This window comes from Paenarthrobacter sp. AR 02, assembly GCF_021538675.1.
In the GTDB taxonomy this organism is placed as follows: Bacteria; Actinomycetota; Actinomycetes; order Actinomycetales; family Micrococcaceae; genus Arthrobacter.
This window is the reverse complement of the sequence record NZ_JAJUKH010000001.1, coordinates 1,137,552-1,158,738: the sequence shown is the minus strand read 5'-3', so window position 1 is coordinate 1,158,738 and position 21,187 is coordinate 1,137,552. Positions and strand designations below refer to the sequence as shown.

General features: G+C 62.2%; 23 protein-coding genes and 1 tRNA gene. 12 read left to right on the top strand and 12 right to left on the bottom strand.

What is annotated here, in order from left to right; translation table 11 throughout:
• Positions 1–26: 26 nt before the first annotated feature.
• Positions 27–944, bottom strand: a complete 918-nt coding sequence (locus LRQ04_RS05410) for a diacylglycerol kinase family protein (protein ID WP_235518192.1) — start codon at positions 942–944, stop codon at positions 27–29.
• 171 nt (positions 945–1,115) lie between these two features.
• On the opposite strand from LRQ04_RS05410, the gene LRQ04_RS05405 reads away from it, so the two are divergent.
• From LRQ04_RS05405 to LRQ04_RS05395, 3 genes are read left to right on the top strand one after another with little or no spacing between them, the layout of a single operon-like run.
• Entirely contained in the window at positions 1,116–1,325 is a 210-nt protein-coding gene (locus LRQ04_RS05405) for a hypothetical protein (RefSeq protein ID WP_235518190.1), read from the top strand.
• Between the two features lie 40 nt (positions 1,326–1,365).
• Positions 1,366–2,043, top strand: a complete 678-nt coding sequence (locus LRQ04_RS05400; RefSeq protein ID WP_235518189.1) for an ABC transporter ATP-binding protein — start codon at positions 1,366–1,368, stop codon at positions 2,041–2,043.
• A 4-nt stretch (positions 2,044–2,047) separates the two neighbouring features.
• Positions 2,048–3,577, top strand: coding sequence for a DUF6297 family protein (locus LRQ04_RS05395; RefSeq protein WP_235518188.1), 1,530 nt, complete (start codon positions 2,048–2,050; stop codon positions 3,575–3,577).
• 8 nt (positions 3,578–3,585) lie between these two features.
• On the opposite strand, the gene LRQ04_RS05390 is transcribed toward LRQ04_RS05395, so the two are convergent.
• Positions 3,586–4,437: a PhzF family phenazine biosynthesis protein gene (locus tag LRQ04_RS05390; RefSeq protein WP_235518185.1), complete on the bottom strand. Its 852-nt coding sequence runs from the start codon at positions 4,435–4,437 to the stop codon at positions 3,586–3,588.
• 58 nt (positions 4,438–4,495) lie between these two features.
• Between LRQ04_RS05390 and LRQ04_RS05385 the strand changes: the two genes are divergently transcribed.
• Positions 4,496–4,918 (top strand): DUF1801 domain-containing protein, encoded by a 423-nt coding sequence (locus LRQ04_RS05385; protein WP_235518183.1) that lies wholly within the window; start codon positions 4,496–4,498, stop codon positions 4,916–4,918.
• Positions 4,919–5,018: 100 nt separating this feature from the next.
• On the opposite strand, the gene rplI is transcribed toward LRQ04_RS05385, so the two are convergent.
• The 4 genes from rplI to rpsF form a co-directional block, all read right to left on the bottom strand.
• Positions 5,019–5,471, bottom strand: a complete 453-nt coding sequence (rplI, locus tag LRQ04_RS05380; protein WP_211710215.1) for a 50S ribosomal protein L9 — start codon at positions 5,469–5,471, stop codon at positions 5,019–5,021.
• A gap of 18 nt (positions 5,472–5,489) precedes the next feature.
• A complete protein-coding gene (gene rpsR, locus LRQ04_RS05375; RefSeq protein ID WP_003800144.1) occupies positions 5,490–5,729 on the bottom strand; it encodes a 30S ribosomal protein S18 in 240 nt (79 codons plus the stop codon).
• A 128-nt stretch (positions 5,730–5,857) separates the two neighbouring features.
• Positions 5,858–6,442 carry a single-stranded DNA-binding protein gene (locus LRQ04_RS05370; protein ID WP_211710216.1) on the bottom strand — a complete coding sequence of 195 codons (585 nt, stop codon included), beginning with the start codon at positions 6,440–6,442 and terminating at the stop codon, positions 5,858–5,860.
• Positions 6,443–6,492: 50 nt separating this feature from the next.
• The gene (gene rpsF, locus LRQ04_RS05365) at positions 6,493–6,798 is read right to left on the bottom strand and encodes a 30S ribosomal protein S6 (RefSeq protein WP_011776755.1); all 306 of its coding nucleotides are present in this window, start codon (positions 6,796–6,798) and stop codon (positions 6,493–6,495) included.
• 230 nt (positions 6,799–7,028) lie between these two features.
• Between rpsF and LRQ04_RS05360 the strand changes: the two genes are divergently transcribed.
• Positions 7,029–7,367, top strand: coding sequence for a YnfA family protein (locus tag LRQ04_RS05360; protein ID WP_235518182.1), 339 nt, complete (start codon positions 7,029–7,031; stop codon positions 7,365–7,367).
• Between the two features lie 110 nt (positions 7,368–7,477).
• Here the strand turns inward: LRQ04_RS05360 and LRQ04_RS05355 are convergent.
• Positions 7,478–7,560: transfer RNA gene (locus tag LRQ04_RS05355), tRNA-Leu, on the bottom strand.
• Between the two features lie 157 nt (positions 7,561–7,717).
• Between LRQ04_RS05355 and LRQ04_RS05350 the strand changes: the two genes are divergently transcribed.
• Positions 7,718–8,377, top strand: coding sequence for a DUF1345 domain-containing protein (locus LRQ04_RS05350; protein ID WP_235518180.1), 660 nt, complete (start codon positions 7,718–7,720; stop codon positions 8,375–8,377).
• An 83-nt stretch (positions 8,378–8,460) separates the two neighbouring features.
• On the opposite strand, the gene LRQ04_RS05345 is transcribed toward LRQ04_RS05350, so the two are convergent.
• Both LRQ04_RS05345 and LRQ04_RS05340 read right to left on the bottom strand, forming a co-directional pair.
• Positions 8,461–9,876 carry an amino acid permease gene (locus LRQ04_RS05345; RefSeq protein ID WP_235518177.1) on the bottom strand — a complete coding sequence of 472 codons (1,416 nt, stop codon included), beginning with the start codon at positions 9,874–9,876 and terminating at the stop codon, positions 8,461–8,463.
• A 224-nt stretch (positions 9,877–10,100) separates the two neighbouring features.
• A complete protein-coding gene (locus LRQ04_RS05340) occupies positions 10,101–11,408 on the bottom strand; it encodes a M18 family aminopeptidase (protein WP_235518172.1) in 1,308 nt (435 codons plus the stop codon).
• Positions 11,409–11,585: 177 nt separating this feature from the next.
• Between LRQ04_RS05340 and LRQ04_RS05335 the strand changes: the two genes are divergently transcribed.
• The 3 genes from LRQ04_RS05335 to LRQ04_RS05325 are packed head-to-tail and all read left to right on the top strand — an operon-like array spanning position 11,586 to position 13,577.
• Positions 11,586–12,035, top strand: a complete 450-nt coding sequence (locus tag LRQ04_RS05335; protein WP_235518170.1) for a hypothetical protein — start codon at positions 11,586–11,588, stop codon at positions 12,033–12,035.
• Entirely contained in the window at positions 12,032–12,772 is a 741-nt protein-coding gene (locus tag LRQ04_RS05330; RefSeq protein ID WP_235518168.1) for a cyclase family protein, read from the top strand. Before LRQ04_RS05335 ends, LRQ04_RS05330 begins: the two co-directional genes overlap by 4 nt.
• 25 nt (positions 12,773–12,797) lie before the next feature.
• Entirely contained in the window at positions 12,798–13,577 is a 780-nt protein-coding gene (locus LRQ04_RS05325) for an IclR family transcriptional regulator (protein WP_235518166.1), read from the top strand.
• Here LRQ04_RS05325 and LRQ04_RS05320 read toward each other — a convergent pair.
• The 3 genes from LRQ04_RS05320 to LRQ04_RS05310 form a co-directional block, all read right to left on the bottom strand.
• Positions 13,574–14,344: an IclR family transcriptional regulator gene (locus tag LRQ04_RS05320; protein ID WP_235518165.1), complete on the bottom strand. Its 771-nt coding sequence runs from the start codon at positions 14,342–14,344 to the stop codon at positions 13,574–13,576. The two genes, LRQ04_RS05325 and LRQ04_RS05320, sit on opposite strands and share 4 nt — an antisense overlap.
• Positions 14,345–14,379: 35 nt before the next feature.
• Positions 14,380–15,522 carry an alanine racemase gene (gene alr / locus LRQ04_RS05315; protein ID WP_235518164.1) on the bottom strand — a complete coding sequence of 381 codons (1,143 nt, stop codon included), beginning with the start codon at positions 15,520–15,522 and terminating at the stop codon, positions 14,380–14,382.
• A gap of 80 nt (positions 15,523–15,602) precedes the next feature.
• Positions 15,603–17,045: an amino acid permease gene (locus LRQ04_RS05310; protein ID WP_235518163.1), complete on the bottom strand. Its 1,443-nt coding sequence runs from the start codon at positions 17,043–17,045 to the stop codon at positions 15,603–15,605.
• Positions 17,046–17,332: 287 nt separating this feature from the next.
• Here LRQ04_RS05310 and LRQ04_RS05305 point away from each other — a divergent pair, with 287 nt between their 5' ends.
• Genes LRQ04_RS05305 through LRQ04_RS05295 form a run of 3 tightly spaced genes read left to right on the top strand, consistent with a single transcriptional unit; the run spans position 17,333 to position 21,187 of the window.
• The gene (locus tag LRQ04_RS05305) at positions 17,333–18,379 is read left to right on the top strand and encodes a homoserine dehydrogenase (RefSeq protein ID WP_235518162.1); all 1,047 of its coding nucleotides are present in this window, start codon (positions 17,333–17,335) and stop codon (positions 18,377–18,379) included.
• Entirely contained in the window at positions 18,372–19,802 is a 1,431-nt protein-coding gene (locus LRQ04_RS05300; RefSeq protein WP_235518161.1) for an aldehyde dehydrogenase family protein, read from the top strand. The genes LRQ04_RS05305 and LRQ04_RS05300 overlap by 8 nt, the downstream gene beginning before the upstream one ends.
• The gene (locus LRQ04_RS05295) at positions 19,799–21,187 is read left to right on the top strand and encodes an aspartate ammonia-lyase (RefSeq protein ID WP_235518160.1); all 1,389 of its coding nucleotides are present in this window, start codon (positions 19,799–19,801) and stop codon (positions 21,185–21,187) included. Before LRQ04_RS05300 ends, LRQ04_RS05295 begins: the two co-directional genes overlap by 4 nt.

Sequence of the window (21,187 nt, the reverse complement as noted above, 5' to 3'; positions counted from 1 at the left end):
CACAACAGTCCGGCAGGAATGCTTGGCTAGCCGATGATCGGGAGCGCTAATGGCGCGCTTTCCACCCTGACCGTAACGTTCGCTTCCACCCTCTTGACTTCACCGTCCATTTGGTACGGCAACGGCTTGAGGGTGGTGAACTCGTAGCTGCTGACGCTCGGTTGATCCCCCAAACCCTGGGTGGTGGCACGCAGCGCTGTCAGCAGGACGCGCCACTTGGGCATGTGCGGAAAAACGATGACCTCGAATTTACCGTCCTTGGGCAGGTTGTCCGCTTCGCTCAGCGTGGCGTACTTGGCCATCTCCGGAATATTGGCGAAAACCAGGCTATCGAATTTATGCCGCTTACCGTCCTCCAGGCGGATGGCGAAAGGCTCGAATTTGGAGAAAGTCTGTATTACCGTGACCATTTCCTTGAGCGCGCCCTTGCTGCCTTTTTCCAGTTCGGTGGCTACAACCGGGGTCAGGCCAAATCCGATATAGGAGTGCGCATATTCCAGGGTTTCATGGTCTTTTTGGCCCGTGTGGATCCGGAGAAGATCGATCGAGTGGACCCGACCCTCGGCAATGGCCTCTTCCAAGGGTTTTGAGGCGGTAATACGGCTATGGTCGTTGGCATTACCTGCAGCCCTCACGGCACAGACGGCCCGCGGGTTGCCGGCCTGCATGACACCGTTCACCACCTCGTTGTATCCGCCGTCGCCACTCACGGAAACCACAAGGACGTCCCCTCCCTTCGCCGCTGCTTCGCGCGCCAAATCAACTGCGTGGCCTGCATGCTCAGTGGGCTGGAGGATGATCTCGGGCTGGTATGTGAGGAGACTCTTTAACTTGTCGTGCAGCTGCTGCGCCAACTCAGGCGCGTCCCCCGTGCTGTTGGGATTGAAAATAATGACGATCGACTCAAAGGTCCGGGCAGAATCCACGATGTGCTCCTGATTCATTGCGAGGGCCTTACTGGCGGCTGTTTTCCTCGAAGCTCCCATAGTATTCGCAAACGTGACGGGGTTCCGGATGGAGCGTGAACGTGAAAGCATGAAACGTGCCGTAGAAGCCGGGGTACACGACAATCAGCCTGACGCAGTCCGGTGCTGTGTCAGCGGTGGGGGGCTCGAATGCAAGACTCACGGGAAACAGCGAGATCGCTTGTCCTGGATCATGAAATCGCCCTTGAGGATTTATGGGCCTGGTACTGGGCCAATGGTGGAAATGCCAAACAGTGGGACTTTGACGCCTACCTGTTCGGAATCGAAGAGCGCGATCCGTTCGACTTGAAGATTCTTGCCTGGGCCATGGAAGACCTCGAGGCCCGACCAGTTCTGTGACCTGGCAACCGGGACCAAACACCCCCGGTAGGGTTACACCATGGGGACGGTTCTTGAGGTTGAAAACCTGAGTGTGGGCTATGCCGGCGATCCTGTATGTGGCGAGGTATCGGCCTCTGTGGCGGCCGGAGAAGTACTGGGAATCGTAGGCGTCAACGGCGCAGGGAAGTCGACCGTGGCACGGACCATCGCCGGTCGGCAGTCTCCGCTTGCAGGGGACGTCAAGGTCAATGGCCTCTTGATTGATCCAGACGCCGTTCCGTTCCGCCGCCAGGTCGCGGCCGTCTTCGATGACGACCTCTTCTTTCCCTCCCTCACAGTCCGGGAGCACCTGCTCCTGATCGCCCGCGGGCATTCGCTGGAGAACCCCGAGACCAGGGTTGACGAGGAATTGGAGTTCTTCGGCCTCCTGGGAAGGGCCCACGCGATACCCGACGCCTTGTCATCGGGCCAGCGACGGCGACTGCTCCTGGCTGCCGGTTTGATCCGCCCGTCGTCCATCCTGATCCTGGACGAGCCCGAACAGCGGCTCGATCCCCGGATGCGCGTCGCCGTGGGTGCGCGCATCGCGGAACACGCCGATCAGGGTGGAGCGGTGGTCCTTGTCACCCATGATCCGCAACTGCTGCTCGCCATTGCTTCCACCTGCCTGGTTATTGGTGATGAGGTCCGGGAACTTGATCCTGAGCACGGCGCTTCGGTCATTTCCGGATCCTGAAGCGATGAGTACTGACGTCTCCCGGCAGGGCCGGATACTCTCGGCCGAGATCGTGCGGTTCACCCGCCGGTCCGCCCGACGCTACCGGCGCAGTCGATCCTCGTTAGGTGACCGCTTCGTTGACGCCTACAGCTGGGGCCTGGGCATAGGTGTTTCCCTGACTATTGCGGCATCGTTTGTCCTGGCGCTGCGCAACGAAATTGCCGGCAGGGCCTCGACCTCGGGCAGCATCGTCCGGGAACAGTGGCTCGTCCTACCGGAACCTGTCCTGTGGACATGCCTGACCTTCGTTGTCCTCCTCGCTGTGGGCAACCTCGCCGGGAAGCTTGGCCCATTGGCAGTCAACGGACCAGAGAGCTCCTGGTGGCTACCCCTCCCCCTGGACCGCCGCCCCATGGTCCTGCCTCCATTCCTCCGCAAGACTGCCCTTGCCGCCGCCGGATCCGTGATCGCCTACGTAGCCTTCAGCATGGTGACAGCCGCGGACCGGAACCCCCTGGAGCACCTTTGCTCTGCGCTGACTTTCGGAGCAGCTGCCGTGATCGCGGTGGTCATGGCCGCCTTTAAGCAGCTCGGTTTGCTGGGTCGTTGGACCGGCCGGATAGTGTCCGCGGCGCTACTTGCGGCCTGCTCGGCCGCCACGTTGATATCGGCCTCACCATGGCCGGCAGCGTTAGCCGCTGTCGTCGCCGTCGGACTCGCCGCCGTGGTGGGGCCGCGCGCCGGCAGGGTGGCCGGTGAGGAGCTGGTGCGGGGCGGTGCCGTCGCCGGCCACGCCGGCGCATCGTTGTTCATGATGGATTCCAATGAGGTACTCCGTGCCCTCGGCGCCGGGCGGAAGAAGGTCGACGGCGGCCGGGCGGCCAGGTTCTATACCCGCCCGCCGCGTGGCCCGCTCGGGGCATTGATCCGAGCCGATGTTGTGGCCTTCCTCAGGCTGAACCCGCCACTGGTCCCGCCGGTCATGTGGTTTGCAGGCAGCGTTGCGTTGCTCCTGGTGGAAGGCGGGCTGCCCGGGTTCGTCCAACTGGCAGTGCTGGTCATCGCCGGCTGCGCCACGGCTTCGGGCATGGCGACGGTGTCGCGCAAGACGGCCATGCTTCCCGAAATCGACGCGCTGTTGCCTCTCCACCCGGCGCTGGTACGAATCAGTCGGATGCTCATGCCGTGCTTGGCCATGGCCGCCTGGATGGGCCTCCTGAGCGTCGTCCTGGTCTCCCTGGGCGCCTCCACTCCAGCATTGATTGCAGTGGGTGCCATGGCAGGAATCGGCATGGGCGCCGGCAGTATCCGGGCGGCGATCCGCACACAGCCGGACTGGTCCGCACCACCGGTGGAGACCCCCTTTGGTCCCGTCCCCCGCGCCCAGCTGGGATCCCTGCTCCGGGGACTGGACGTGACCATCCTGGCCATGATTCCGCTCATGGTGGCTTTGTACCTTGGATACGTACCGTCACTCGTGGCTGGTGCGCAGCTGGTGTTCAGTGCGGGCATAGTCCTGGTGGTTGCGCTATCCCGCCCTAAGCACTCGTAAACGACGCATTACAAGAGCACGGTCCCTTGGATGCAAGTAGCTGAGGCCCCGCCAACCCAAATTTCGCCGTCTTCAGCCTTGACGTGGACGCGTCCAGCGCGGCCCAACACCGTGCCCTGAGCCGCTGTGTACTCGTCCGGTGCGCGCCCGCTGCCTATCAACCATTGGGCTGCGCCCGCATTAAAACTGCCCGTCACCGGGTCTTCGGTCATCGCGTCGTGGGCAATGAAAGTCCGGACTTCAAAATCGACGTCGGAACCCGCCTCGTGCGGGCCGATCACGCCCACCTTCAAATCACCCATTGCTGCGAGGTCGGGCTCGATGCCCAACACCTGCCGCGCCGATTCCAGGAGCACGCCGATCCACGCCGGACCGTTGACCAGCCACGACGTATCCAGCAGCGCTTCCTCAGGAAGCCGCAAACCGGCTGCGAGCTGCGCGCGAACCTCGTCCGAAACCGGCCCGGAGCGCGTCAGCGGCGGCGCAGCAAAAGCCAACCGCCCGGCGTCGTGCTTCACCCGGACCAAGCCTGCCCCGCACTCCTGCACCACTACGCCATCCGTCTTGGGCACTCCCCCGGCTTGGAGCCAGGTGTGCGCGGATCCCAGGGTGGGGTGCCCGGCAAAGGGGAACTCCTCGCTGGCTGTGAAGATCCGAACCTTGTAGTCGGCAGCGGGGTCGCTGGGCGGCAGGAGGAACGTGGTCTCGGAAAGGTTGGTCCAGTTGGCGAAGTGCTGCATGGTCTCGCCGCTGAGCCCTTCCGCATCCACGACGACGGCGAGGGGGTTGCCGAGGTAAGGACGGTCGGAAAAGACGTCTACCTGATGGAATGGTCGGTTACGGGGGGCGCCGGAAGTCACTGATGCAGGCTATCACCGGGTGGTGGCCGGTCCACGCCTGGTCTGGGAGACTACGGGCATGGCAGAGAACAAGACACAGCCCACGGACGTCTCCGTGGAAGACTTCCTGGCAGCGGTGGAACATCCCCAACGGCGGAAAGACGGCTTGGAACTGCTGGACATGATGCGCCAGGCCACCGGCCAGGAAGCGGTGATGTGGGGGCCAACGATCGTAGGATTTGGCAGCTACCACTACAGATACAGCAGTGGCCGCGAGGGCAACGCCGCCGCCGTCGGCTTTTCTCCCCGCAAGGCGAACCTGGTGGTGTACGGACTCACCGGCAGCCCCGAGGCGGAGGATCTGTTGCCGAAACTTGGGAAATACAAAACAAGCACTGCCTGTGTCTACATCAACAAGCTGGACGACGTGGACGGGAGCGTCTTGTCAGAACTGGTCCACGCCGGCTACCAACACGTCATGAGCGAACTGCACACCCCCTGACATCCCGCGCCCCTGCCCCGCCACCCCGCCGAGATATAGGGGCACAGAAAAGCCCCCACCACCGGAAACCGGAAGTGGGGGCCTTCTTTGTAGTCAGGGACTACTTGCTGGCTACGACCTCGAGGTCGATGACAGCGGAAACGTCCTCGTGCAGGCGAACGTTGGCCTGGTACGAACCGACAGACTTGATGTGGTTCGGCAGTTCAACGTTGCGCTTGTCGATGGAGCCGAGGCCAGCGGCCTCAACAGCAGCAGCGACATCAGCAGGCTTGACGGTGCCGAAGAGACGACCGGACTCGCCGGCCTTCACCTCGAGCTTGACCTTCTTGGAGGACAGTGCCTGAGCCTGGGCCTGTGCAGCTTCAACGGAAGCGTGCGCACGAGCAGCGCGTGCAGCCTTGATGGACTCAACCTGCTTCTCGCCACCCTTGGACCAGGTCAGAGCGAAGCCGCGGGGCAGCAGGAAGTTACGTGCGTAACCGTCCTTGACCTCGACAACGTCGCCAGCAGCACCGAGACCGGTTACTTCGTGGGTCAGAATGAGCTTTGCCATGTTAGTTAATCCCTTCCCTTAGCCGCGGCCAGCGCCGGAGTAAGGCAGCAGAGCAACTTCGCGGGCGTTCTTGATTGCCTGGGCGATCTTGCGCTGTTCCTGAACGGTAACGCCAGTGACGCGACGAGCGCGGATCTTTCCGCGGTCGGAGATGAACTTGCGCAGCAGTGCTACGTCCTTGTAGTCGATGACAGTGATGTCAGCGGCCTTCAAGGGGTTGGACTTTGGTTTGGGCTTACGGAGTTCAGCCTTAGCCATCGTGGAGCTCCTTTTCTATGGAGCCCGTGGATATTGATCCACGGGATGGTGGTGTTCGACGGCGGTGATCGCCAAGGTGCCTTTCGGCAGTCCCGGTGAGCGACCGGCGTCGGACGTTTATGTGTTGTTTAGAAGGGAGGTTCGGAATCAGGGCCGTTGCCCCAACCGCCGCCTGCATTGCTGACCCCGGGCGTGGCCCAGGGATCATCCTGCTGTGCGGGCTGGTTGTTGCCGCCCCAGTTTCCACCGGAGTTGCCGCCGCCCTGGTTTCCACCAGGAGCGCCACCTCCAAAGCCACCGGAATTACCGGCGTTACCGCCACCGAAGCCGCCCTGGCCACCGCCGGAGCGCTGGGTACGGTTGACTTTGGCGTTGGCGTAACGCAGGCTGGGGCCGATTTCGTCGACCTCAAGCTCGATAACGGTGCGCTTCTCGCCTTCTTTGGTTTCGTAGGAACGGCTCTTCAAACGACCGGAAACGATGACGCGCATACCCTTGGTCAGGGATTCGGCCACGTTCTCGGCTGCTTCGCGCCATACCGATGCGCGGAGGAACAGGGTTTCCCCGTCCTTCCACTCATTGGACTGGCGGTCAAAGGTCCGGGGAGTAGAAGCGATGGTGAAGTTCGCTACTGCTGAGCCAGACGGGGTGAACCGCAGCTCGGGGTCATTGGTGAGATTACCGATGACCGTAATAGTGGTTTCGCCTGCCATCTACTGCCTCCTTGTTCGTTCCTGCGGGGTAAAGATCTGAAAGGGGCTGATTACTCAGCAACAACCTTCTGGTCTTCAGGGCGGATGATCTTGGTGCGCATGATCGTCTCGTTGAGAGACAGCTGGCGATCAAGTTCCTTGGCGGTAGCCGGAGCAGCGGTGAAGTTCACCACGGCGTAGATACCTTCGGACTTCTTCTTGATGTCGTACGCCAGACGGCGACGGCCCCAGATGTCTACCTTTTCGATGGTTCCACCATCGGTGGTGATGACATTGAGGAACTTCTGAAGCGACGACTCTACGGTACGTTCTTCGACCTCGGGGTCGATGATTACCATCAATTCGTAAGGACGCATATGTGAACCCACCTCCTTTGGGCTAAGCGGTTACGGTATTTCCGTAACAGGAGGTTCATTTGCGATGCCGTGCCAGCTCCCCACCGAAAATTCCGCGGGAGGGCGTAACACAGACTTCAATATCTTAGTGCATCTCCTGCACTCAAAGCTATTCGGCCGGATCCTCGGCGGAAACCGGGAAGCTGTCCTATGTGGATAACACCGGTGGCCATGCAGTGAATACTTGATCCATGACCGTCCTGAAGCCGATTGTTCTGTTCGTTTTGGCCGCTGTCGCAGAGATCGGCGGAGCCTGGTTGATCTGGCAGGCCGTTCGTGAAGGACGCGCGTGGTGGTGGGCCGGGCTGGGGATCATCGCGCTGGGAATCTACGGATTCTTCGCAGCCTTCCAGCCGGACGCCCACTTCGGTCGGGTCCTTGCCGCGTACGGCGGCGTCTTTATTATCGGCTCGCTGGCATGGGGCATGCTGGTTGACGGCTTCCGCCCCGACCGCTGGGACGTCATCGGAGCCGCAGTCTGCCTTGTGGGGGTGGGCGTGATCATGTTCGCACCCCGCTCCGGCGCCTAGGCGCATAGAGGCGTGCGGCGCGAAGAGGCGCGCGCCCATGGAGGCGTGCGCCCCGGCGCGCGCGGCATGGAACGACAAAACCCCCGGTCCGAAGACCGGGGGTTTCATTGTGCGCGGAGGGGGACTTGAACCCCCACCCCCTTTCGAGGACTAGCACCTCAAGCTAGCGCGTCTGCCATTCCGCCACCCGCGCAAGGTGATCAGGGGGAAAACAGTGTTTCGTTTTTCTCCTCGACAGCGACAAAGACACTAACACGAGGAACGCCAATACGTGGATTCCTGCTCGTTTGATGGCATCCGGTCGGGCGTGGTTCGCGCGGGGGTCCGCAGCGGCTAACTATGGTGGGCAAATGAGCAACGTCAGAGTCAGACGCAGCAGGTTGCGCTTCCTCGTCATGATCATCGCTGGAGCGGCAGCTGTTATTGCCACGGGTATCGCTGGGAATTGGGTGGACGCCCCTGCAGTCGGATGGGCCACGGCCGCGTTCATCTACGTCGCATGGGTGTGGCTGGTGATCGGCCGCATGGATCCCGATGACACCCGCCGGCACGCCACCAGTGAAGACCCGTCCCGCGGCGTCACCGACCTGCTGATCCTGGTGGCGAACCTTGCCAGCATCGCGGCTGCTGCGGCCGTAATCGTCAATTCACACGCTGAGTCCGACAGCAGCAGACTGGGCTCCGGTGCACTTGCCTTGGCCTGCGTCGCCTTCTCCTGGATGCTCGTCCAGACTCTTTTCACCCTGCGCTATGCCGAGCTCTACTACAGCCCCAAACCGGATGCCGGAGGTGCGGTGGGTGGGATCGGCTTTAACCAGGACAGGCCACCCCAGTACACGGATTTTGCCTACCTCGCCACCAGCTTGGGCATGACCTACCAGGTATCCGACACCAACCTGGGCAACCACCGGATCCGCTTCGAGGCGCTGAAACACAGCTTGTTGTCGTACCTCTTCGGCACGGTCATCCTGGCCGCAACCATCAACCTGGTTATCGGGCTGGCCCAGTAGCCGGCACCCAGGCCGCCGTTAACCACAAAGTGGGGCAGCCGCCGTCGGATGCTGACGGTGGCTGCCCCACTGCGGAAAGACTGTTACGACGCCGGCCCGGAACCGATGTCTGCGCGCTCGGCTTCGGTGGTGGTCGCCTCGACGCCGGCGGCCCCACGCTTGCGGTACCGCCACACGCCGATAGCCACGACTACCGCGGCCAGCCCCAGCGAGAGGAACAGCGACTCACGCGTGGAGTCGATGATGACCATGCCGATGACGAGGGCCACGATGGCACCAATGGCAATCCAGGTGAGGTAGGGGAAGAACCACATTTTGAGTTCCAGGTCCTTCGCGGCAGCGCCCATGCGGCGCCGGAGGATCAGCTGCGATACCGAAATGACCAGCCATACGAACAGGGCGATGGCACCGGAGGTGTTCACCAGGAACAGGAACACGGTATCAGGAGCGATGTAGTTCAGGCCCACGGTGATGAATCCGACCACGGTGGATGCCAGTACCGCTGCGGCCGGAACACCCCGCTTGGAGATCTTCATCCAGGACTTGGGGGCGTCGCCCCGCTGTGAGAGTGAGAACAGCATGCGGCTTGCCGTGTAAAGGCCGGAGTTCAAGCAAGAGAGCACGGACGTGAGGACAACGATGTCCATGATGGTGCCGGCGCCCGGAATTCCGTACAGCTCAATGACTGCAACGTAGGGGCTCTTGGCAACGGAGGCGTCATTCCAGGGCAGGAGGGTGACCACTATGGCGATGGAACCGATGTAGAAGATCAGGATGCGCCATACGGTGGACTTCACGGCCTTCTTGACGGCATCCACGGGGTTCTCGGATTCACCAGCGGCGATCGTGGCGATTTCCGCGCCGAAGAAGGAGAAGACGACTACGAGGATGCCTGCCAAAACGGCTCCGGGGCCGTTGGGCATGAATCCACCCTGGTCCAGGAGGTTGCTGACGCCCGGAGCGGACACGCCCGGCATCAGACCAAGGATCGCGGCGATGCCCGCCAGAAGGAAGATGACAATGGCTGCGACCTTGATGGAAGCGAACCAGAATTCGAACTCACCGTAGGACTTCACCGAACCGAGGTTGGTCAGTGTCAGCAGGACCATGAGGACCAACGCCCAGACCCACTGATCGACGCCGGGAACCCAGCGGTGCATGATGGCGGCACCGGCCGTCGCTTCGATACCGAGCACAATGATCCAGAACCATGCATAGAGCCAGCCAATACTAAAGCCCGCCCAGCGGCCGAGGGCCTTGTCTGCGTATGTGGAAAACGAGCCTGTTTCCGGGTTCGCCGCAGCCATTTCACCGAGCATGCGCATGACGAGGATGACTACCAGGCCTGCGGCCAGGTATGCCACGAGGATGCCCGGACCGGCCTGCTGGATGGCAGCGCCGGAGCCGACGAACAAGCCGGCTCCGATGACGCCGGCGATGGCGATCATGGAGAGGTGTCGGGGCTTCAGGGACTTCGATAGTTGTTGGTCAGCGTGCATGGATCGGCGCCGTCCTTCAGGTCTTGGAGGTTGGCCACTGTGGTGTGCCACGGGCCACATGACTCAATCACGTTAACCTGCTACACCGACGACTTTCCTGTGCAACCGAACATTTTGTGCTTCCCGAAAACAGAGAGACGCACAAAATGTAAACCTTTAGGCATCCAAAGTTTCCTCAGGGGAACTTCCGCAACACCCTTGAAATGAGTGCTTGAGGCTTTGGCTTAGAGGGTGCTCCCAAAGAACAATTGCGAAACTGTCGCGAGGCTCTTGGGATCTTCCACGCCGCAGAGCTCCCGCGCCGAGTGCATGGACAGCAGCGGAATGCCCACGTCCACAGTCCTGATGCCGAGGCGGGTGGCGGTCAGCGGACCGATGGTGGAACCGCAGGGCAGGTCGTTGTTTGACACGTATTCCTGGTACGGCACGTTGGATTCCTTGCACAGACGCGCCCACAGGGCGGCGCCGGTGGCATCCGTGGCGTAACGCTGGTTGGCGTTGATCTTCAGCAAGGGGCCGCCGTTGAGCACCGGCTTGTTGGCGGGATCGTGCTTTTCCGCGTAGTTCGGGTGGACGGCGTGGCCAGCATCCGCGGAAACGCAGAACGACGCCGCCAGCGCCTGTCGCCGCTGGCTCACCGAAGCGCCGAGACCGTCAGAGATGCGCACCAGGATGTCCTCCAGCAACGGCCCGCAGGCACCTGAGCGGGAGTTGGACCCGATCTCTTCATGGTCAAAGGCTGCAAGGACGGCAATCGGGCCGTCACTCGGGGCGGCTGCAGCATGCCCCATCAAGGCCACCAGGCCAGCGTGTGTGGAGGAAAGGTTGTCCATCCGCCCAGACGCAAAGAACTCACTCTTGGCCCCGAAAACCGCGGGGGCCTGCGTGTCTGCAACCACGACGTCGTATCCGCCGATGTCCGCGGCATCAACAGTGGCGCCCTCGACGCGTTCGGCCAGCAGTGCCAGGAGATCCTCGCCTGCAGGGTCTCCTTGTCCAAAGACGGGATTCATGTGTTGCTGCTTGGACAGGTGCAGGCCGTTGTCGTTGACCCCACGGTCCAGGTGAATGGCCAATTGCGGGAAGCGCAGAAGGGGTCCCGTGGCGGTCAGGTGCTGCGTGCCATCGTGCAGTACCAAACGCCCCGCGAGCTCCAGTTCGCGGTCCAGCCAGGAGTTCAGGAGCGGTCCGCCATAAACCTCGACGCCGGCCTGGAGCCATCCGTATTTTCCCGTAGTGGGCTTGGGCTTGAGCTTGAAGGAAGGCGAGTCGGTGTGTGCACCCAGGATGTTGAATCCGGTGGTGGGGCCTGCGTTTTCGGGGGTCACCCACGCGATGAGTGCACCATCCCGGATCACATAGAACCTGCCAGCGCCCCCCTCCCACGGTTGCAGTTCGTCCAGGGAAGTAAAGCCGGCATCGTCCAGCCGCCGCGCGGCCTCGTGCACGGCGTGGAAGCTCGAGGGAGACGCCGAAACGTAAGCGCCAAGGTCCTTGATGTGGTCAACTGCGGCTGAGGCATTCGAAGGCATGCCCCCGAGTCTAGCCCCGCTCGGGACGGCGGCCGGGCGGCTGTACAGGGGAAGTGACCCCGTCCTTGAGCCGCAAATCCCAGCCGTGTGCAATATAAGCAAATACATATGCTTGTAATGAACGTCACCTTGTGCCACTATGGCTCTCAGAAGGCACACCCACGGAAGGCTCCTCCCATGAAGATCCAATTGAAACCGGTGCGAAAGCTCCGCATCCACTGGCCCATCCGGGTCGAAACCATGACCCAACTGGCCGGAGGCAACCTCGCCGCCTTGGAAGCGGACAGCGGCATCTCATCCCTTCTGCAGGAGCTTACGGAGTGCCCCGAGCTGGGCGGGTTCGGAAACTACCACCACGTCTTCGAGTCCTCCGTGGGTTACGAGGGTTTCACCGTTGCTGAAGGGGCAAACCCCACGCTGGGAAGCGTGGGGCAACGGACCATCTCGCCGACCTTCGTCTTCACCTCCTACTTTGATGACTGCCTGGATGAAGACGCCGTTCACCGCCTGGTCCAGCGGATTGTGGACATCCACCCTTGGGAGGTCCCGGTGATCGAAGTGTCCGGTCCCCTGAACGTCTCCAGCAGCGTGCTGACCCCCGTAGGCGAAAGCCGGGTGGCGTCATGACCACAGGACTCTGGCAGGAACTCGCGCCGCTGCTCCGCGACCGAACGTTCACGGACCTCACCCACGCGTTCCATCCCGGCCAGCCCCGGTTTGCTGCTTTCCCGGATGAATCCCGCGAGGCGCTCTTCGATATGGAGAAGGGCGACGGCTTCACGGCCCACCGCTACTCAATAGTGGGCCAATGGGGTACCCACGTGGATCCGCCATCGCATTTTGTGCGTGGTGGCCGGACCCTGGACCAGATACCCGTGGACCAGATGGTGCTTCCGCTGGTTGTCTTGGACATCAGCCACCGCGTGCGCAGGGACCCTGATGCCACGCCCACACTGGGCGACATCAAGGATTGGGAATCACGATGCGGCACCATTCCCGCTGGTTCGTTCGTCGCCCTCCGCACAGGATGGAGCCAACGGTGGCCCGACCCTGAGGCCATGGCCAACAAGGACGAATCCGGAACGAGCCATACTCCCGGGTGGTCGCAAGAGGTCCTCCAGTGCCTGATCGAAGAGCGGGGAGTGGCTGCGGTTGGACACGAACAGACCGACACGGACCCTGGCATGGCCACGTCCCGGCAGGACTTCAGCCTGGAAACCTACGTCCTTGCACAGGACAAATGGCAGATCGAACTCCTGGCGCATCTTGACGGCCTGCCGGAATCCGGTGGCGTCCTGGTGGCAAGCTGGGCCAAACCCCTGGACGGGAGCGGCTTCCCGGCAAGGGTCTTCGCCATTCACTAGGGCTGCGAGTCGCTAGACTCGTTCCATGTCAAAGACCTCCAGCATGGGCCGCGGGATGATGGCCATCCTTGCGGTGGGGGCGCGCCACGCGCAAGGGCACGACGGCGGTACGGTTGCCGACGTCGCTGCCCACCTGGAGAAGGACCGCAGCCAGGTTTCCCGAAGCCTCAAGGGGGCTTTGCAGGAGGGCTTCCTTGCCCGCACCGACAACAGGGAGTACCGCTTGGACTGGTCAGTCCTGGCAGACGCCCAGCTGGTCACCGAGCAACGACTGAAGACCGACGGACTCTCCGCGCTGGAAGGATTGGCCGCCGAAACCAACGAAGCTTGCTTCCTGGGCGTGCTGAGCGGAAACAGTACGGTCACCATTGGCGAGCAGGTACCTGCCAGCGCCAACCTGGTGGGTTCCTGGCTGGGCCGGCCCTATCCGGCCTACTGCAGTGACGCCGGCCAGGCGCTCCTCTGGGATGCGCCGGATGATGAAGTCCGGACGCTTTTCAAGACCGTGGAATTCGTCAAGCACGGACCCAACACGCCCTCTTCCGTGGACGACTTCCTGGACCGGCTCAACCAAGCCCGGGCACGCGGGTACTCGATCGTTGATGAAGAAGCCGAACCCGGACTCTATTCACTGGCCGCGCCAGTCCGCGATTTCAAAAATGAGATCGTTGCCGCGCTCCAGATCGTTGGCCCCAGGACGCGGGTTGAGCCGCAACGTGAAAGCCACGCCATGGCACTCCGCTCATGGTGCGAGTGGCTGGAAGCAATGGTGGGTGGCCCGGCCGCGTCTCCACACCGGCCCTAAGTCAGTACCGTGCCGTGGGCACCAAGTCCTTGGGATGTTTCATGGAGCACTCCGGCGATTTCCGGCGCCGCCTTCTCGATACTGGAACGGTTGCCCAGGACGCTAAGGGCGGCGACGATGTTCCCGCCGTCGGCCCGGACCGGTACGGCCAATTCCCACACGTCATGCTCGAATTCCTCGGCGGCGACAACAAATCCGCGGGACTTGTCACGGTCCATGAGGTCACGGACTTCCGGCGCGGAATGTGCCGCCGCGGGACCGCCCACACCGATGAAATTCACGTCGCGGAGAAGGGATTCCAGCTCATTGGGCGAGTGATCCCACAGCAAGGCCCTGCCCGCTCCGGTGCACCAGACGGGCGTCACCATACCCGGCTTTGCGTAGCCGCCCGGGAATGAGTTGTTCGTGGATGCACGCAAGAGGAGGACCCTGACTCCGTCGCGGACGGAGAGCCGCGATCGCAAGCCAAAGGCGGAGACCAGCTCCTCCAGCTTTGCCCGTGACTTCTGCACCCAGCCGCTGTTGAGCGAAGCTGCCAGGCCCAGGAAGCCCGAGCCCGCGCGGAACGGGCCCCTGTCCACCCGTTCCAGCAAGCCAAGATCACACAACTCCTGGGCCAAGCGGGAAACCCTGCTTTGCTCCATATCCAATTCGGCGGCCAGTTGAGAGACGCCCAGGAGCTGACGGCCCTGCTTTTCGCGGTCCGTGATCAGGCGAACGAGGCGAAGGCCTTGGGCCAAAGAGGACGCTTCGGGTGATGTATCCACAAATCCACTCCTTCCACCACGCGCTCACGCCATTCTCACATGGGCGTGTCTGCCACAAGGACTCGGGAGTCCTTCGCCCACACCGTGTACAGGTCCGCGAGTATCCCGCGATTTGCCGACTCCAGTTCCCCTACGGAAATTTCCGCGCCATTCTGGCTGCCGAACAGCACCACTTCGTCACCTGGCCGCGCCTCCAGCACTGCGGAGACGTCGATCACCATGGAATTCATGGAGATTGCATCAACAACCGGCACCCGCTGGCCACGCACCACAACGGATCCGCCCACGCCAAGTGCACGCCGGTATCCGTCGCCGTACCCCGCCGTGACGGTGGCCAGCTTTGAATCCGATTGCAGGGTATGAGTGTGGCCGTAGCCCACCCTGCTTCCCGCCGGATAATGGTTCACGGATCCGATCCGCGCCTTGAAGGCCAGGCAGCGCCGGAACCCCGGGTGGCTTGGGTCCGAATCGCCGTATAGAACGGCCCCTGTCCGCACCATGTCCAGCCAGGTTGCCGGCGCATTCAGCGTGGCAAACGAATTTGCTGTATGGAGCAGAACCTGGCTGCGGGGCACCTTTGCCAATCGCAAAACGGCCATGGACTCGGCCTTGAAGCGCGACAGCCCTTGCTCAATGTGTTCAACATCGTCCAAGGGGAAATGGGTCATGATCCCAGCGAGCTCCAACTGCGGATGGCCAACTACTGCCACGGCACTGGCCCGGCCCAGCGGCGACGATACGTCCAGGCTGTGCCTGCTCATGCCGGAGGAGTTGATGTCCAGGTGGATCCTGATCTTCCGTCCGGTCTCGGCGGCAATCCGGCTCATTTCCCAAGCACTCTGAGGATCCGCCACAAGTTCTTCCACATCATGGGCCATGGCCGCGGCTATTTCCTGGGGCGCAGCAGCGCGGACCCGCAACAACCTCCCTGTGTAGCCATTGGCGCGAGCCGCCTCTGCTTCGGAATTCGAGCCCACACCGATGTACGGCACGCCCAGGCGCACCAGGAAAGGAATCAGGAGGCCGGCCCCGTGGCCGTACGCGTCGGACTTGACCACGGCGCAGAGCATGGCCCGGTCCTGCAGCATTCCCAGCACCGTCCGGACATTGGACTCGAAGGCGTTGCCGTTGATTTCGAGCCAGCTGGCAAGGTTTTCGATCCTTGGCTGGTGGTTCACGACCTGCATCTTCAATTCCCCCGAATCAGCACCTTGCGGCCGGGTCAAGGACCCGGCCGCGAGGCTCAGTGGATGTGGATTCACGACGCCGGACTGGACTTCGCGGGGCGGCGGTACCTGAAGTGGAAGTAGGCGTAGCAAGCCCCGACAAAAGGAACACCAAAGTACAAGGCGGCGACCTGCTGTGGGTCAAACGCAATGCCCACCAGCGAAAACAAGCAGAGCGCGAAGGCCAGGATCGGGACCAATGGGAAGAGGGGCGCTTTGTAAGCAAGGTCCTTCACGCTTCCGCCGTTGCGCACAAAGGCCCGGCGGTGGAAGAAGTGGGACGCAGTGATGGACATCCACACACCGACGACCGCGAAACCGGCCACGGAGACCAAGGCGAGGTACACGGTTTCCGGTGCAACCACGCTGCTGATCAGCGATGCAATGCCGCCAACCATGCTGACCGAGAGAGCCACCAGCGGTATTCCGCGTCGAGTGAGCCTTTTCAAAGCCTTCGGCGCATGCCCCTCGTCTGCCAAGGAGTAGAGCATCCGGGCACAGGAGAACAATCCGCTGTTCCCGGCCGACAGCAGGGCCGTGATGATGACGAAGTTCATGATGTCAGCGGCATAGGGAATTCCAACGGACGAGAACACTGTCACGAAGGGGCTCTCGTCCAGTCCCACCTGGTCAAACGGGACGGTTGCGGCAATGACCGCGATGGCACCAACAAAGAAGATCAGCAGCCGGATGACTGTGCTGCGCATGGCCTTGGGAATGTTCCGCGCGGGATCAGTTGTCTCCCCGGCCGCCACGCCAATGAGTTCAGATCCGGAGAAGGCGTAGAAGACCGCCAGGGCTGTCACCAGGACTCCGGTAAAGCCGTTGGGGAACAATCCCCCGGAGGTGTTGAAGTTCTCAAGCAGGAAGGGATGGTTGCCGGAATCGGAGAGGGGATGGAATCCAAAAAGGGCTGCGCCACCCAACACGATCAGGGCAATGATCGCGCCCACTTTGATGATGGCGAACCAGAACTCGGATTCCCCGAAGAACTTGGAAGATACGGCATTGAATCCGAACAGCATGGCTGCGAAGACGAGGCACCACACCCACACCTCGACGTCCGGAAACCAGCGCTGCATGAGGAGCCCTGATGCCGTGAATTCCGAGCCGATGGCCACTGCCCAGCAGAGCCAGTAGAGCCAAGCCGTGGCAAAGCCGGTGGCTGGGCCGATGGATCGGGATGCGTAGATGTGGAAGGCACCTGAGACGGGGTAGGCGATGGCCAACTCGCCAAGGCATGCCATCACGAGGTAGACCACGAATGCACCCACCAAGTAGGCGATGACAGCCCCGAGGGGACCGGCCTGGGAGATCGTGTAGCCGGAGCTCAGGAACAAACCGGATCCAATGACACCTCCCATCGCGATCATGATGAGGTGTCGTGGCCCCATCGATCGGCGCAGTCCGGTTTCGGCCGGAGCGTCGACCGCCTCAGGTTGATGGTCAAGTTGCACGGGTGCTGAAGATTCCATGTGGTGTCTCCGGGATATGAGTCGGATGCGAACGGTACGCCTTGAAGTCCGGGGTCGGGGTGCCAGGATGGCGTTTGTAGTGATGAAGGTAACACAGAATCCCGCTGAGTGGTCATTAAAAACATTTGTTAATGCGTATAGCGCACATAGATCCCGCCCGAGGTCGCAGTCAGATCGGCAGTCAAATGGTCAGATTGCCCATTCTTTAGGGCGATTCAGCATGGCTGGACGGACATCAGGGGCCCGCAGGATTGAAGCATCACCCCTCCACCAACCTGAGGAGCACCATGAAAACCTACGACCTCGCGCTGATCGGCTTTGGCGGCGTCAACCGGACACTCGCCGAAATCATCGCCACCCGCGGAGATGCCCTCCGCTCGGAATTGGGATTCGGCCTCAGGGTTGTGGCCATCACCGATCTCAGGCTCGGCTCCCTGGTCCAGGCCGAAGGCATCGACATTGAGATGGCACTCAACCTTGGCGCCAACGAAACGTTTGCAGACCACGGCGGCTCCCGGGATACCAACAACGAAGCCGTGATCCGTTCCTGCACGGCAGATATCGTCTGCGAAGCCACCTTCACAAATCCCGACGACGGCGAACCTGCCGTCTCGCACGTCCGCTGGGCCCTGGAATCAGGCAAAAGCGTCTGCACAACCAACAAGGGACCCGTCGCACTCCGAGGCCCTGAACTTGCTGCGCTGGCCGCCAGCAATGGGGTCCACTTCGAATTCGAAGGCGCAGTCATGAGTGGCACCCCGGTCATCCGCCTCGCCAAGAAGATGTTTGCCGGCCTGAAGATCGACGGCTTCGAAGGAATCCTGAACGGAACCAGCAACTACGTGCTCGGTCGCATGGAATCAGGCCTCGACCTGGACGCCGCTATTCGGGAAGCCCAGGACCTGGGGTACGCAGAAGCCAACCCTGCGGCAGACATCGAGGGCTACGATGTCCGGCTCAAAGTGCTCATCCTGGCCAACCAACTGCTCGGGGCAGACATCACCTTGCAGGACGTCTCCTGCGAGGGCATCTCCTCCCTTAGCCGCGATGACATTGAGCATGCTGCCAGCCAAGGACTCCGCTGGAAGCTCATCGGCTCCGCGAAGAGGTCCGCGAACGGGGCAGTGACAGCCGGCGTGAAGGCCGTAGCTGTGCCCTTGGCCCATGAACTTGCCGGAATCTCCGGCGCCACCAACGCGGTTTCGTTCAACACCGATCTTTTGGGCCCTGTGATGGTTTCCGGGCCCGGGGCCGGACGCGTCGAAACTGCCTACGCCTTGCTCTCTGACATCATCGCCATGCACCACACCTCGGAGGTTCTCTCCCATGCCTAAGTCCGCACCCAGCACCGTTGAGGCATCAGCCCTGCCGATGTTCCAGAATGTCACCAGCCCCTACGACCAGCGCGTTGTTGGCGCCGTTCCGCTGACCGATGCCACCGCCGTCGACAGTGTCCTGGACGCTGCCCGCGCGGGCGCCAAAGTGGCAGCGGGCCTGTCCCGCGACGCGCGCGGAAAAATACTCGATCGGGCTGCCAACCTGGTGGAAGACCGTGGCGAACTCTTTGCCGAAACCATCGTCGCTGAGGCCGGCAAGACCATAAGGCAGGCCCGCAAGGAGGTTCTGCGCGCAGTCAACACACTGCGGCTGTCGGCGGCAGAAACGCGCCGCAATGCCGGTGAAGTCGTTCCTTTTGACGCCTATGAAGGATCAGAGGACCGACTTGGTTGGTTCTCGCGCGAGCCGCTGGGCATCATCCTTGCAATCACGCCCTTCAACGACCCCCTCAACCTCGTAGCCCACAAGATCGGACCCGCCATCGCGGGCGGAAACGCCGTCATCCTCAAGCCCTCGGCCCTCACGCCCCTTTCGGCACAGCTGCTGACCGAGGCACTCCTGGAGGCCGGACTCCCGCAGGAAGTCCTCACAGTTGTTCATGGGGACCGCGACATTGCCCAGAAGATCATCACTGCCCGGGACGTGCGCATGGTGTCATTCACCGGCGGCTTCTCCACCGGAGAGGCCATCGCCTCGACAGCCGGACTCAAGAAGCTCTCCATGGACCTGGGCGGCAATGCGCCGGTCATCATCATGGCGGACGCAGACCTCCAGGAAGCGGTGGCATCCTGCGTTTCCGGTGCGTTCTGGGCCGCCGGCCAGAACTGCGTCGGTGTCCAGAGGATCCTGGTAGACAAGCTCGTCTACGCCGAATTCCGGGAGCTCTTCATCGCCGCGACCAAGGAACTGGTGGTTGGCGACCCGTCCGATGAACGGACGGACGTAGGGCCCATGATCACCCCACGGCCCCTGCAGGATGTCCAGGTGAAAGTCCACGAGGCAGTGGAGCACGGCGCCGTTGTCCTGACAGGCAACGTGGCTACCGGGAACATCCTCCACCCCACGGTTCTTGAGGAGGTGCCGGAAGACAGCCGGTTGTGGTCTGAGGAAGTATTCGGCCCTCTGGTGATGCTCCGCCCTGTGGACAGCCTCGAGGAAGCGATCGGGATCGCCAACTCAATCGAGTTCAGTCTCCATGCCGGAATCTTCACTGCATCCCTTGGGGACGCGATGAAGGCAGCCAAGGAGATCCAGGCCGGTGGTGTCATGATCAACGACTCGTCGGACTACCGCTTCGACGGCATGCCCTTTGGCGGGTTCAAGTACGGAAGCCTGGGCCGTGAAGGCGTTCACTTCGCCTACGAGGAAATGACCCAGCCCAAGGTCATCTGCATCAAGAACAGCACGGCCCGGCTATGACGTATCGAATCGAATCAGATTCCCTTGGGTCCATGCGCATACCCGCCGACGCCCTGTGGGGAGTGCACACTGCCCGGGCCCTGGACAATTTCCCCATCAGCGGGACCCCTGTCTCACGGTATTCCGGGCTGGTAGTGGCCCTGGCGCAGGTAAAACGGGCAGCGGCACGCGCCAACTCCAGCCTCGGGGTGTTGGAACCCGCCGTGGCCGACGCGATCGGCCTAGCCTGCCAGGACATCGAAGAAGGGCAGCACCACCAGCACTTCTGCGTGGACATGATCCAGGGCGGCGCCGGGACCAGCACCAATATGAACGCCAACGAGGTGATCGCAAACCTGGCGTTGGAAACCATGGGGCACCCCCGTGGCAGCTACCAGTATCTGCATCCCGTCGACCACGTGAACAAATGCCAGTCAACCAACGATGTCTACCCCACGGCCATCAAGCTCGCACTGATCACCGCCGTCCAGGAGCTCGACCACGAACTCGGCCACTTGACGGCGTCCATGCGGGAGAAGGGAGCAGCATTCGCCCACGTGGCCAAAATAGGGCGCACCCAACTGCAGGACGCCGTCCCCATGACGTTGGGTCAAGAGTTTGGGGCCTTCGCCGCCACGATTGAAGAAGACAGATGCAGGTTGCGGGAGTCCGCGGCGCTCATGCTCGAATGCAGTCTGGGAGCCACCGCGATCGGCACAGGGATTACTGCCGAGCCCGGTTACCGGGAGCGGGCTATTGAAGCCCTCGCCGAAATTACCGGGCTGCCCCTGGTACCGGCGGCCGACCTGCTCGAGGCGACATCCGACGTCGGGGTTTTCATGCATGTGTCCGGGATGCTGAAGCGCTCCGCCATCAAGATCTCCAAGATCAGCAGCGACCTAAGATTGCTGTCCAGCGGACCGCAAAATGGCTTCGGGGAGATCCAACTGCCACCCCGCCAGGCTGGATCATCGATCATGCCCGGCAAGGTAAATCCGGTTATTCCCGAGACCCTGAACCAGATCGCCTTTGCTGTCGCGGGTGCGGACACCACCGTCACCATGGCCGCGGACAACGGCCAATTGCAACTGAACGCCTTTGAACCCGTCATGGCTCATGCGTTGCTGCAGGGCTTTTCCTGGCTCACCAACGGCGCGCGGATCCTCAGGACCCACTGCATTCAAGGCATCACGGCAAACGAGGAACTGCTTGGCGGGCGGGCCGCGGGCTCGGCGGGTCTGGCCACCGCGCTGATACCCGCCCTGGGCTACGCCGCCGCGGCGGAGGTGGCCAACAGGGCACTGAAGGGACGCGTAACGGTGATCGACGCCGTCACGTCGATGGGACTCATGGAACGGGACGCTGCCGCACTGATTCTGGAGGGAGCTTCCACGCGTGCACGCTGA

Coding starts and splice junctions, on each gene's coding strand:
- LRQ04_RS05325 (WP_235518166.1), top strand. CDS start 12,798: ATGTCAAAGACCTCCAGCATGGGCCGCGGGATGATGGCCATCCTTGCG.
- LRQ04_RS05295 (WP_235518160.1), top strand. CDS start 19,799: ATGACGTATCGAATCGAATCAGATTCCCTTGGGTCCATGCGCATACCC.
- LRQ04_RS05410 (WP_235518192.1), bottom strand. CDS start 944: ATGAATCAGGAGCACATCGTGGATTCTGCCCGGACCTTTGAGTCGATC.
- LRQ04_RS05305 (WP_235518162.1), top strand. CDS start 17,333: ATGAAAACCTACGACCTCGCGCTGATCGGCTTTGGCGGCGTCAACCGG.
- LRQ04_RS05400 (WP_235518189.1), top strand. CDS start 1,366: ATGGGGACGGTTCTTGAGGTTGAAAACCTGAGTGTGGGCTATGCCGGC.
- rpsF (WP_011776755.1), bottom strand. CDS start 6,798: ATGCGTCCTTACGAATTGATGGTAATCATCGACCCCGAGGTCGAAGAA.
- LRQ04_RS05360 (WP_235518182.1), top strand. CDS start 7,029: ATGACCGTCCTGAAGCCGATTGTTCTGTTCGTTTTGGCCGCTGTCGCA.
- rplI (WP_211710215.1), bottom strand. CDS start 5,471: ATGGCAAAGCTCATTCTGACCCACGAAGTAACCGGTCTCGGTGCTGCT.
- LRQ04_RS05345 (WP_235518177.1), bottom strand. CDS start 9,876: ATGCACGCTGACCAACAACTATCGAAGTCCCTGAAGCCCCGACACCTC.
- LRQ04_RS05385 (WP_235518183.1), top strand. CDS start 4,496: ATGGCAGAGAACAAGACACAGCCCACGGACGTCTCCGTGGAAGACTTC.
- LRQ04_RS05330 (WP_235518168.1), top strand. CDS start 12,032: ATGACCACAGGACTCTGGCAGGAACTCGCGCCGCTGCTCCGCGACCGA.
- LRQ04_RS05340 (WP_235518172.1), bottom strand. CDS start 11,408: ATGCCTTCGAATGCCTCAGCCGCAGTTGACCACATCAAGGACCTTGGC.
- LRQ04_RS05395 (WP_235518188.1), top strand. CDS start 2,048: ATGAGTACTGACGTCTCCCGGCAGGGCCGGATACTCTCGGCCGAGATC.
- LRQ04_RS05300 (WP_235518161.1), top strand. CDS start 18,372: ATGCCTAAGTCCGCACCCAGCACCGTTGAGGCATCAGCCCTGCCGATG.
- LRQ04_RS05310 (WP_235518163.1), bottom strand. CDS start 17,045: ATGGAATCTTCAGCACCCGTGCAACTTGACCATCAACCTGAGGCGGTC.
- LRQ04_RS05405 (WP_235518190.1), top strand. CDS start 1,116: ATGCAAGACTCACGGGAAACAGCGAGATCGCTTGTCCTGGATCATGAA.
- rpsR (WP_003800144.1), bottom strand. CDS start 5,729: ATGGCTAAGGCTGAACTCCGTAAGCCCAAACCAAAGTCCAACCCCTTG.
- LRQ04_RS05350 (WP_235518180.1), top strand. CDS start 7,718: ATGAGCAACGTCAGAGTCAGACGCAGCAGGTTGCGCTTCCTCGTCATG.
- LRQ04_RS05335 (WP_235518170.1), top strand. CDS start 11,586: ATGAAGATCCAATTGAAACCGGTGCGAAAGCTCCGCATCCACTGGCCC.
- LRQ04_RS05370 (WP_211710216.1), bottom strand. CDS start 6,442: ATGGCAGGCGAAACCACTATTACGGTCATCGGTAATCTCACCAATGAC.